9 protein-coding genes are annotated in these 11,634 nt (G+C 61.3%); 8 read left to right on the forward strand and 1 reads right to left on the reverse strand.

The genetic code is table 11. The features are described from left to right. Positions 1–351 precede the first annotated feature (351 nt). The 8 genes from AABC73_RS19880 (at position 352) to AABC73_RS19915 (ending at position 9,217) form a co-directional block, all read left to right on the forward strand. A complete protein-coding gene (locus AABC73_RS19880) occupies positions 352–804 on the forward strand; it encodes a MarR family transcriptional regulator (RefSeq protein ID WP_341520621.1) in 453 nt (150 codons plus the stop codon). Continuing rightward, complete coding sequence (locus tag AABC73_RS19885; RefSeq protein WP_341520622.1) at positions 801–2,888, forward strand: FUSC family protein; 2,088 nt, start codon at positions 801–803, stop codon at positions 2,886–2,888. The genes AABC73_RS19880 and AABC73_RS19885 overlap by 4 nt, the downstream gene beginning before the upstream one ends. Further along, a complete protein-coding gene (locus tag AABC73_RS19890) occupies positions 2,885–3,094 on the forward strand; it encodes a DUF1656 domain-containing protein (protein ID WP_341520623.1) in 210 nt (69 codons plus the stop codon). The genes AABC73_RS19885 and AABC73_RS19890 overlap by 4 nt, the downstream gene beginning before the upstream one ends. Beyond that, on the forward strand, positions 3,091–3,990 hold the full coding sequence (locus tag AABC73_RS19895) for an HlyD family secretion protein (protein WP_341520624.1): 900 nt from the start codon (positions 3,091–3,093) through the stop codon (positions 3,988–3,990). Before AABC73_RS19890 ends, AABC73_RS19895 begins: the two co-directional genes overlap by 4 nt. Further along, entirely contained in the window at positions 3,987–5,423 is a 1,437-nt protein-coding gene (locus AABC73_RS19900) for an efflux transporter outer membrane subunit (protein WP_341520625.1), read from the forward strand. Before AABC73_RS19895 ends, AABC73_RS19900 begins: the two co-directional genes overlap by 4 nt. A 71-nt stretch (positions 5,424–5,494) precedes the next feature. After that, the gene (locus AABC73_RS19905; protein ID WP_341520626.1) at positions 5,495–6,316 is read left to right on the forward strand and encodes an aldo/keto reductase; all 822 of its coding nucleotides are present in this window, start codon (positions 5,495–5,497) and stop codon (positions 6,314–6,316) included. A gap of 108 nt (positions 6,317–6,424) precedes the next feature. Next, the gene (locus AABC73_RS19910; RefSeq protein ID WP_331151998.1) at positions 6,425–7,447 is read left to right on the forward strand and encodes a transporter; all 1,023 of its coding nucleotides are present in this window, start codon (positions 6,425–6,427) and stop codon (positions 7,445–7,447) included. Between the two features lie 153 nt (positions 7,448–7,600). Then, positions 7,601–9,217, forward strand: coding sequence for an inorganic phosphate transporter (locus tag AABC73_RS19915; RefSeq protein ID WP_341520627.1), 1,617 nt, complete (start codon positions 7,601–7,603; stop codon positions 9,215–9,217). Between the two features lie 62 nt (positions 9,218–9,279). On the opposite strand, the gene egtB is transcribed toward AABC73_RS19915, so the two are convergent. Next, the gene (gene egtB / locus AABC73_RS19920) at positions 9,280–11,430 is read right to left on the reverse strand and encodes an ergothioneine biosynthesis protein EgtB (protein WP_341520628.1); all 2,151 of its coding nucleotides are present in this window, start codon (positions 11,428–11,430) and stop codon (positions 9,280–9,282) included. Positions 11,431–11,634: the final 204 nt, after the last annotated feature.

Consider the following 11,634-nt stretch of genomic DNA (forward strand, 5'->3'; position numbering starts at 1 on the left):
CGAGCGTATAACTGGACCAGACCCGCCGCGTCATCGTTCTTCGCGGGCAAGCCTCGCTCCAACAGGACCGCGCCGTCTCGTTGGAGCGAGGCTTGCCCGCGAATCGGATTTTCAGGTGGCACGCTTATCGACTGAGATAAAGCCTGGCGAACGCCCTCAAACGAGTAGCCAGAATATAGCCTCGCGAATGAATTCCTTCCGGTCAACCTGCGCCATCCTCTCCAAAAAACTCCCACCACCCGGCACTTCGGGGTTGACTGTAACTCCTTGTTACAGGATATTAATAGTTAGCAAGCTAATAATGTTCCTACGAACAATATCAACCCTAACTATTTCAATCCGGTCCATCTCATGTCCCTTGACTCACTGCAGATGAATATCAGCAGCGGCATAGTCGCTGCGTCTCGCCAGTGGCGGCGAATCTGCCAGAACACGCTGGTCACCTACGGCGTGTCCGAAGCCTGCGCTGGCCCTTTGCTGATGATCCTGCGCTTGGGCGATGGCGTGAATCAGGTCACCGTCGCCCACGCTGCGGGCATGGAAAGTCCGACGCTGGTGCGCCTGCTGGATCAGTTGTGCAGCGCCGGAATCGTCTGCCGCACCGAAGACCCGAATGACCGCCGCGCCAAAGCCTTGAGCCTGACCGAAAGCGGCCGAACCTTGTCCCTGGCCATCGAAGAAGAATTGATTCGCCTGCGCCGCGACGTGCTGAAAAACGTCGCTCGCGAAGATCTCGACGCCACATTGCGCGTCTTCAAAGCCTTTGCCGACGCAGCGCATCCGGACACAGCGGGGCCAGTTTGAAAGATTTCTTTGCGGGCGTTCCCCCGGCGCGCGACTGGTTTTACGGCGTGCGCACTTTCGGCGCTTCGATGCTGGCGTTGTACATCGCTCTGTTGATGGAAATGCCTCGGCCGTATTGGGCGATGGCCACGGTGTATATCGTCTCCAGCCCGTTTGTCGGCCCGACCAGTTCCAAAGCGCTGTACCGCGCACTAGGCACTCTGGCTGGCGCAGCGGCGGCGGTGTTTCTGGTGCCGATGTTTGTGCAGACGCCCATTCTGCTGGCGGTGGTCATCGCGCTGTGGACCGGCACGCTGCTGTTCCTGTCCCTGCATTTGCGTACCGCCAACAGCTACGCCCTGATGTTGGCCGGCTATACCCTGCCGCTGATTTCCTTTCCGGTGGTGGATAACCCGCAAGCGGTGTTTGAAATCGCCGTATCGCGTACCGAAGAAATTTTCCTCGGCATCGTTTGCGCGGCGGTAGTGGGCAGCATGTTCTGGCCGCGCCGCCTGGCGCCGGTCATGCAGGGCGCGGCGGACAAATGGTTCAGCGATGCCTCGGCCTACAGTGATCGCTTCCTGGCCCGCATGGTCAATGCCGAAGAAGTCGGCGCCTTGCGCGGCTCCATGGTCGCCACCTTCAACAGCCTGGAGCTGATGATCGGTCAATTGCCCCATGAAGGCGCGCGCAGCCAGACCGTGCGAAATGCCAAGGAACTGCGCGGGCGGATGATCCATTTGCTGCCGGTGATCGACGCCCTGGACGATGCCTTGTGGGCACTGGACCGTCGCACCCCTGAACTGGTCGCCAATCTTGCGCCGCTGCTGATCGACACCCGCGCCTGGCTGGACAACACCGCCAGCGGTTTGCAGTTTGAGCAGTGGCAAGCCTTGCACCGGGAACTTGAGCGCCTGCAGCCCACCGCTGCGCAGCTGGACGACCGACGTCAGTTGCTGCTGTCCAACGCGCTGTTCCGTCTGGGCGAATGGATCGATTTGTGGCAGGACTGCCGCACGCTGCAACACGCGATCAAGACCGACGACCAGACGCCATGGCGCGCGGTCTATCGCCATTGGCGGCTGGGGCGAATCACGCCGTTCCTGGATCGCGGGCTGATGCTCTATTCGGTGACGTCGACGGTTCTGGCGATCATCGTCGCCTCGGTGCTGTGGATTCTGCTGGGTTGGCCCGACGGCGCGGCGGCGGTCGCACTGGCGGCGGTATCCTGCAGCTTTTTCGCGGCGATGGACGATCCGGCGCCGCAGATCTACCGGTTCTTCTTCTGGACCCTGCTCTCGGTGGTATTTGCCAGCCTGTATCTGTTCTTGGTCCTGCCCAACCTGCATGATTTCCCGATGCTGGTGTTGGCGTTTGCCGTGCCGTTCATTTGCGTCGGCACGCTCACCGTACAGCCGCGCTTCTACCTCGGGACGCTGCTGACCATCGTCAACACCTCGTCATTCATCAGCATTCAAAGCGCCTACGACGCGGACTTCCTGAACTTCGTCAATTCCAACCTGGCCGGTCCCGTGGGGCTGTTGTTTGCCTTTGTCTGGACTCTGGTGGTGCGGCCATTCGGTGTCGAACTGGCAGCCAAACGCCTGACCCGCTTTAGCTGGCGCGACATCGTGGCGCTGACCGAACCGGCGACCTTGGCCGAGCACCGCACCATGGGCGCCCAAATGCTTGATCGGCTGATGCAGCATTTGCCGCGCCTGACCCTGACCGCGCAGGACACCGGCATTGCCCTGCGCGAACTGCGCGTGGCGTTGAACCTGCTGGATCTGCTGGCCTGGTTACCGCGGGTTCATGCCGGCCAGCAAATGCTGGTGCGGCAAGTGGTGGATGAAGTGGGCGGTTATTTTCAGGCCTGCCTGAATGCACGCGAACGACTGCCGGCCCCCAAAGGCCTGCTGATGACCATGGACCGCGCCCGCCGCGCCTTGAGCGCTGAAGGCATGGGCGATGAACCGGCCCGCCCTCACCTGCTGCACGCCTTGAGCGGCTTGCGCCTGGCACTGTTGCCCGGTGTCGAGATCGTCCACCCGGCGGCGGAAACCGAAGAACAACCGCCCTATGGCATTGACGGAGCACCTCTATGATCGGTGATCTGGACATCAGCGGGGTGTTCATCCCCACCTTTCTGGCGCTGATGGGCATCACGTATTTGCTGTTTCTGGTGGTCCACGCTGGGTTGTCGCGTGTCCACTTTTACCGCCTGGTCTGGCACCGGGCATTGTTCAACGTAGGTCTATACGCTTTGCTCCTCGGCGCCGTGGATACTCTCAGTCGATACCTGATGAAATGAAAAAACCTCTGCTGACTTTGGGCCGTGTGGTCCTGACTTTGCTCGTTGTGGTCTTCGCCGCCATCGTGGTCTGGCGCATGGTCATATATTACATGTATGCACCGTGGACCCGCGACGGGCATATCCGCGCCGACATCATCCAGATCGCCCCGGACGTTTCCGGGTTGATCCAGAAAGTCGATGTGAGCGATAACCAGTCGGTAACCAAGGGCCAGGTGCTGTTCACCATCGATCAGGACCGCTTCCGCCTGGCCTTGCGCCAGGCGCAGGCAACGGTCGCCGAACGCCAGGAAACCTACGAGCAGGCCCGTCGCGAAAACAAACGTAACCGTGGCCTGGGCAATCTGGTGGCCCGCGAACAACTGGAAGAAAGCCAGTCCCGGGAAACCCGCGCCTTGTCCGCGCTCAACGAGTCGCAAGTGGCCGTGGACGCCGCACAGCTGAACCTGGATCGCTCGGTGATCCGCAGCCCGGTTGACGGTTACCTCAACGACCGTGCGCCCCGCGCCCATGAATTCGTCACCGCAGGCCGCGCCGTGCTGTCGGTGGTGGACGGCACGTCCTTTCACATCGACGGCTATTTCGAAGAAACCAAACTCGACGGCATTCATATCGGCCAAGGCGTGGATATCCGCGTGATCGGCGACAACGCCCGGCTGCGCGGCCATGTGGTGAGCATCGTCGCCGGTATCGAAGACCGCGACCGCAGCAGCGGCTCGAACCTGCTGCCCAACGTCAACCCGGCGTTCAGCTGGGTGCGTCTGGCGCAGCGGATTCCGGTGCGCATCGCCTTTGATGAAGTGCCGGCGGACTTCCGCATGATCGCCGGGCGCACCGCCACGGTGTCGATCATCGACGACGCGCAGACACAAGCCACCCAGGAGCCCGCGCAATGAAACACCTCACGCGCCTGACGACGGTCGGGCTTGGCTTGCTGTTGTCGGCGTGTCAGGTCGTCGGCCCGGATTACAAGCTGCCCGCAGACGCCGCCGTCAATCGTGCGGATTTGCAGGGCGAACTGGCGGGTGAATCGGTCAACACGATTTCCGCGCCGGTGCCTGCCGACTGGTGGCGGTTGTATCAGGACCCGCGCCTCGATCAGTTGGTGCAACAGGCCATGGCCTCCAACACCGACCTGCGCATCGCCGCCGCCAACCTGCAACGCGCCCGCTATCAGACTGCCGAGGCGCAGGCCGCCGGTGGCTTCAACAGCGGCGTGAAGCTCGGTGCGGAACGTCTTCAGGAATCCGGCGAAGCCTTTCTCCTGGCGGACAAAGTGCCCGTGGCCAATGTCGGTAACGTCGGGATTACCACCTCGTATCAATTCGATCTGTTCGGCACTTTGCAACGCGGCATCGAAGCGGCAAAAGCCAATGTCGACGCGACTCAGGCCGCCGCCGATACCGCGCGTATCACTCTGGTTGCCGATGTGGTGCGCGCCTATACCCAGGTGTGCGCCGCCAACGAAGAACACGACATCGCCCTGGAATCCCTCGATCTGCAACAGCAAGGCGTGACCCTGACGCAGCGCTTGCGTGATGCGGGCCGAGGCGATGAAACCCAGGTCACCCGCTCGCAAACCCAGTTCAAATCCTTGCGCGCCGAGCTGCCGCGTTACGAAGCGCTGCGCCAGGCCGGGCTGTTTCGCCTGTCGATGCTGCTCGCCAAGCCGTTGAACCAGCTGCCGACTGGCGTGGCGACCTGCAACGAGTTGCCGCATATCGCACAAGTGATGCCGGTGGGCGATGGCGCCGCGTTGCTCAAGCGTCGCCCCGATGTGCGCCAGGCCGAACGTCGCCTTGCCGCAGCCACTGCGGAAATTGGCGTGGCAACCGGCGAGTTGTATCCGGACATCAGCATCGGCGCGACGGTCGGCACCGTGGGCCTGCTGGAAAACCTCGGCAAACCCGCCACCAATCGCTGGGGCTTCGGTCCGCTGCTGAACTGGACCATCCCGTCCAACGGCTCCCGCGCGCGAATTCATCAGGCTGAAGCCTCGACCCAGGCGGCACTGGCCCGCTTCGACGGCGTGGTGCTCAATGCCATCCGCGAAACCCAGACCGGCCTGGCGCAATACACCGCCTTGCTGGAACGCCGTGACGCTCTGGCCGATGCCGAACAATCCGCCAGACAGGCCGCCGACCAGACCCACCGTTTCTTCCAGGCCGGTCGCGAATCCTTCCTCGCCGACCTGCAAGCCACCCGCACCTACACCGACGTCCGCGCCCAACTGGCCATGGCCAATACGCAAGTTGCCATGGGGCAAATCGATCTGTTCCTGGCGTTGGGCGGCGGCTGGGAGAATGCCGGCAAGGTGGCGGGGAAATAACGCCGTACCGGGAACCCTTTGCCCATTTCACTGCCACACTCCTCATCATTCATCCAATTGCAGGGGTTCCCATGCGTACGCTTGAACTCGCGGGGCAGACCGTACCGGTCTTGGGTCAGGGGACTTGGCACATGGGTGAAGACCCGCGTCAGCGCTCCGTGGAAATTGCCGCGCTGTGCCAAGGGATCGAGCTGGGCATGACCCTGATCGACACCGCCGAAATGTATGCCGATGGCGCCGCCGAACAAGTGGTGGGCGCAGCCATCGCCGGGCAGCGGGACAAAGTGTTCGTGGTCAGCAAGGTCTACCCGCATAACGCCAGCCGCACGGGCGTGCCCGCTGCTTGCGAGCGCAGCCTGAAACGACTGAACACTGACTTTATCGATCTGTACCTGCTGCACTGGCCCGGCCAGTATCCACTGGAAGAAACCGTTGAAGCGTTCGAACGCCTGCGTGAGGCCGGCAAGATCGGCCGTTGGGGCGTGTCGAATTTCGATGTGCCGGACATGCTGGAGCTGAACAACCCGGACTGCGCGACCAATCAGGTGTTGTACAACCCGGAAGAGCGCGGCATCGAGTTCGATCTGCTGCCCTGGGCCGAGATCCGGCGCATGCCAACCATGGCGTATTGCCCGATCGGTCAGGCAGGTAACCTTCTCCATCACCCGGCGTTGCAGGCGGTCGCCGCCCGTCACAACGCAACGCCGGCGCAGATCAGCCTCGCCTGGGTCTTGCGTCAGGACAACATGATTGCCATTCCCAAGGCGGTTAATCCCGAACACCTGCGCCTCAACCTCGCCGCCGCAGAGCTGAGGCTCACCCCGGAAGATATCGCCGACCTTGATCGAGCCTGGCCTGCGCCCACCCGCAAGCAGCGTTTGGCAATGGTTTGATACGAAACAATCCGTCACAAACCGCAACAAAACTGAAATAAACGCTTGTCATGATGCGCCCTTCGTCCATTTGTCACGGACCGGGCGTATCAAGACCTGCGAGCAACCATGAGCCAGAGCATTGTGCAAAAAAACCAGGATTCCGACCTGTTCGGCCTGCTCTATGGTTTTCGTTTTCGTCCCGGTGGCGTCGGTGAGGAAATCGGCTCGACCGCCGCCTTGAGTTGCCTGCGCACGCCCGAAGACCCGGAAGAATTTCTCTGGCTGCACCTGAATCTGGCGCATGCCGGTTGCGAGCGCTGGATGAAAACCCACCTGGAGTTGCCGGAAGAATTCTTCGAGGCGCTGCACGAAGGTTCGCGCTCGACACGCATTGAGCATGTGGACTCAGCCCTGCTGGCGGTGGTCAACGACGTGGTGTTCGACTTCAATCTGGTGTCCACGGACATCTCCACCCTGTGGGTCTGCACCCACCGACAACTGCTGATCACCGCGCGACAATTGCCGTTGCGTTCGGTAGACAAGCTGCGTTCGTCAGTCAAACGTGGCGAACAGTTTCGCTCGCCCGTGGAGTTGCTGGCGCATTTGCTGCGCGATCAGGGCGAAGTGCTGACTCAGTTTCTGCGCAAGACCAGCGTCAGCGTGGACAAGATCGAAGATCAGTTGCTGTCGCAACGTCTGAGCAATAACCGTTCGGAACTGGGTGCCATGCGCCGGGTATTGGTCCGTCTGCAGCGGCTGCTGGCGCTGGAGCCCGGCTCATTGATGCGTCTGCTGCATCGGCCGCCGTACTGGTTGCAGGAAGACGATGTGCAAGAGCTGCGGCAATCCACCGAAGAGTCAGCGCTGGTGATCAGCGACCTGACGGCACTGGGTGAACGCATCAAGCTGTTACAGGAAGAAATCGCCGCCAACCTCAACGAACAAAGCAGCCGCACCCTGTTCACCCTGACCGTGGTCACGGTGCTGGCGCTGCCGATCAACATCGTCGCCGGTTTCTTCGGCATGAACGTCGGGGGCATTCCACTGGCTTCCGATCCCGAGGGTTTCTGGGTGCTGGTCGCGCTGGTGGCGACTTTTACGCTGATCGCCGGGCGCTGGGCGTTTCGCAAGAATCGGGATCAGGCGTAGAACGCCAACGCGAAACCCGGTCCCACAAAGCCGAGTTTCCACACCGGACATCTGAAAAGCCGGACTAATTGTCACATCGTTGACTTGTGTCGCAACGCTGTAACATTTTGTAATGAACATGGGTGCCATCCCTTTCCCACAGGATTGCGCACCATGGTTTCCAGCACACTGGCCCCGGACTCAATCAGACACGCCGACGATTCACGACCGCAGTTCTCCCGCAAGCCCGGCAAACTCACGATGGGGCTGTTCTTCCTCATCCTCGCCATGGGCCTGTTGTTCACCGCCTACAGCCTGAAACAAGACGTGGATGACATGGGCACGGTGGTCACCACCTGGACCCCGTTCCTGCTGCTCGGCGTGGCGCTGGTGATTGCGCTTGGGTTTGAGTTCGTCAACGGTTTCCATGACACCGCCAACGCGGTGGCCACGGTGATCTATACCCATTCCTTGCCGCCAAACTTCGCGGTGGCCTGGTCAGGGTTGTTCAACTTTCTCGGTGTGCTGTTTTCCAGCGGTGCAGTGGCGTTCGGCATCATTGCGCTGCTGCCGGTGGAATTGATCCTGCAAGTCGGCTCCAGCGCCGGTTTCGCGATGATCTTCGCCCTGCTGATCGCGGCCATCATCTGGAACCTCGGCACTTGGTGGCTGGGCTTGCCGGCTTCTTCCTCGCACACGTTGATCGGCTCGATCATCGGGGTCGGTGTGGCCAATGCCTTGATGCACGGCCGCGACGGCACCAGTGGCGTGGATTGGTCCCAGGCGACCAAGATCGGCTACTCGCTGCTGCTCTCGCCGCTGGTCGGCTTTGGCTGCGCGGCATTGTTGCTGCTCGCCATGCGCCTGTTCATCAAGAATCGGGCGCTGTACAAAGCGCCAAAGGGCAATTCGCCACCACCATGGTGGATTCGCGGCATGCTGATCATCACCTGCACCGGCGTGTCATTCGCCCACGGTTCCAATGACGGACAGAAAGGCATGGGCCTGATCATGCTGATTCTGGTCGGCACCCTGCCGATGGCTTATGCCCTGAACCGCACCATGCCCGCTGACCAGTCGATTCAATTCGCTGCTGTCGCCGAAGTGACTCAGCAAGCCTTGAGCCGCAGCGTCCCCGCCCCTGCTCCGGCTGATCCGCGCCAGACCTTGTCGGCCTACCTGGTCAGCAAACAAGCCACGCCCGAGCTGATCCCGGCGCTGGCGGTCATGGCTGGCAAGATCGGCATTCAGGTCAAGAGCTACGGCTCGCTGTCAGCCGTGCCCGCCGAAGCAGTGGCCAACGTGCGCAACGACATGTACCTGACGTCGGAAACCATCCGCCTGATGGAGAAAAACAAGGTCGGCAGTTTCGATACCGATACTCAGGACAAGCTCAAGCTGTTCAAGGACCAGATCGACAGCGCCACCCGCTTCATTCCAACCTGGGTGAAAATCGCCGTGGCCATCGCCCTTGGCCTGGGAACCCTGGTGGGCTGGCGGCGCATCGTCATCACCGTCGGCGAAAAAATCGGCAAGACCCACATGACCTACGCCCAGGGCGCCTCGGCGGAAATCGTCGCCATGTTCACCATTGGCGCGGCCGACATGTACGGGCTCCCGGTTTCGACGACCCACGTGCTGTCGTCCGGCGTGGCGGGTTCCATGGTCGCCAATGGCTCGGGCCTGCAACTGCGTACCTTGCGTAACCTGGCGATGGCCTGGGTGCTGACGCTGCCCGCAGCGATCCTGTTGTCGGGCTCGTTGTATTGGGTGTTCATGCACATCTTCTAAGCACAAGCCTGTGCATAAAAAGCCGGCGCTTAATCACGCCGGCTTTTGTTTGCCCGTTTACCTCACGCCTTCAGGTTGAACAACGCCACTTGCGGTGCCTCGCTGATCCATTGTTCGCTCACGGTCCAGCCCGCTTGCTCGGCCAGGGCGGTGAATGCCTCGACGGTGAACTTGTGGGAGTTTTCCGTGTGCAAGCGTTCGCCGGGGTTGAAGTGGAAGGCCTGGCCGGCAACTGTCGCGGTTTGCTCGACGCGGCTGACCAGATGCATTTCCATGCGCTGCTCCTGAGCATTCCAGGCGGCCAGATGATCGAACGCGTCAACCCGGAACGTGCCATCCAGCTCGCGATTGATGCGGGTCAGCAGGTTCTTGTTGAAACGCGCGGTGACACCTTGCGCGTCGTCATAGGCCGCGACCAGCGTGGCAGCGTCCTTGACCAGATCGACACCGACGATGAAATGGGCGTTTTCCCCCAGCAACGTCTTCGCCGCACGCAGGAATTTCACCGATTGCTCCGGGGTGAAGTTGCCGATGGTCGAACCAGGGAAGAAACCGACCCGGGTCAGGCCGTCCGCAGCACGGGGCAGTTTCATGGCGCGGGTGAAGTCATCGATTTGCGGCGCCACGGTCAGGTGCGGGTATTTCGCTTGAAGCTGGTGCGCCGCCTTGTTCAGGGCATTGGCGCTGATATCAATCGGCACATAGACCGCGATGTGTGGCGCAGCGTCCAGCAGCAAACAGGTTTTCTCGCTGGCGCCGCTGCCAAACTCCACCAATGCCGCGCCTTGGGGAATCGACGCGGCCACTTGTGCAGCCACGTCGGTCAACAGACGGGTTTCAGCGCGAGTCGGATAATATTCGGCGGTATGGCAAATGGCTTCGAACAACTCTGAACCGGCAGCATCGTAGAAATACTTCGGCGAGAGGTTTTTTGCGGGCGAGGACAGCCCGGCAATAACGTCGCGGGCAAATTCGCTGTCATGGGGATTGACCACTCCCGGCTGGCGACTGTCACGGGCCAGGCGCAGACCGGAAACGACCCAGCGCTTTTCCGGATGAAAGAAGTTGCGATACGTGGCCCGGGAATGATTGGGCGAAGTGACGCTGGCGCCGCCGCGCAAGACCATCTGGCTGATCATGAACTTGCCGTTGTATTCCCCCACCGCGCTGGCTGCCGGACGGAATCCGGGATAAGCGCTGTAGGCACTTTGCGTCCACTGCCAGGCGACATCATCGACTTGCTCCAGCAGCCCCGCTATCGCCGCAGCTTCCCATTCGGCCTCGGTGGGCAAACGCGCATCGGCCCAATGGGCGTAGGCGGCAGCTTCGTAGTAGCTGATATGCGTCACCGGCGCATCACGTTCGATGGTTTCCAGACCGCGCAAACTCATGCGCCGCCAGCCGTGGGTTTCGTCGTGCTGCCAATAGAGCGGCGCGTTCCAGGCGTTTTCCTGCACCACGGTCCAGCCTTCCGACAGCCACAGGCCTGCCTGGCTGTAGCCGCCCGCCTTCATGAACGCCAGCCATTCGCCATTTGTGACCAGACGATCGCTGATTTCGAACGATTGCAGGTACGTGGTGTGGCGCGGGCCTTCGTTATCGAAGGCGAATTGCGTGCCCTGATGGCCGATTTCGGTCAGACCGCCCTTGAGCGGCTTGTATTGACCGCGCCGCCCGGCAGCATCCTTGGGCCAGCCAGAATCGTAGGCCGGCTTGAGTGACGAGGTGCTGAACAGGTGCAGGATGTCCATCAACAGCAATTCCTGATGTTGCTCTTCATGGGCCAGGCCCAGTTCGATCAGGCTGTCGAGTGCTTCCGGCAAGGGGCTTTGCAGCAGCCTGTTCATGTGCTGATCGACATAATTGCGATAAGCCAGCACTTGATCGATGCCGGGCCGGGTCATCAACCCCCGCTGCGGGCGCGGGTGGCGCGGGCCGACGGCTTCGTAATAGGAATTGAAGAGATAGGCGAACGTCGGATCGAACGCCGCATACCCTGGGAGGTTCTCGCTGAGCAGGAAGGTTTCGAAAAACCAGGTCGTGTGCGCCATGTGCCATTTGGCCGGGCTGGCGTCCGGCATCGACTGCACCACCATGTCTTCGGCACTGAGCGGCGCCGCCAGAATTTGCGTGCGGCTGCGTACGCTTTGATAGCGTTTGAGCAGTTCGTTGGCGACAGGGGTTTGGCGTGGCTCGCGTGAGGGACTGATCATTGGTGTTCATCTCCGGCGTGGCCGCGACCTGTGTGTTCAGGTAATGCGGCGTAGAGCGTTTCTTGATGTTTCTTTATGAGCGGCGGCAGGGAGTTTGAGGTGCGACGAGCGCGGAATGTTCAAACCGTATATCCGAACGGGGACGCGGCCCAAAGGGAACGTTTACCAGCACTGTGGATCGGAACACACAATCACTTGAATACT

The organism is Pseudomonas sp. G.S.17 (genome assembly GCF_038096165.1).
GTDB lineage: Bacteria > Pseudomonadota > Gammaproteobacteria > Pseudomonadales > Pseudomonadaceae > Aquipseudomonas.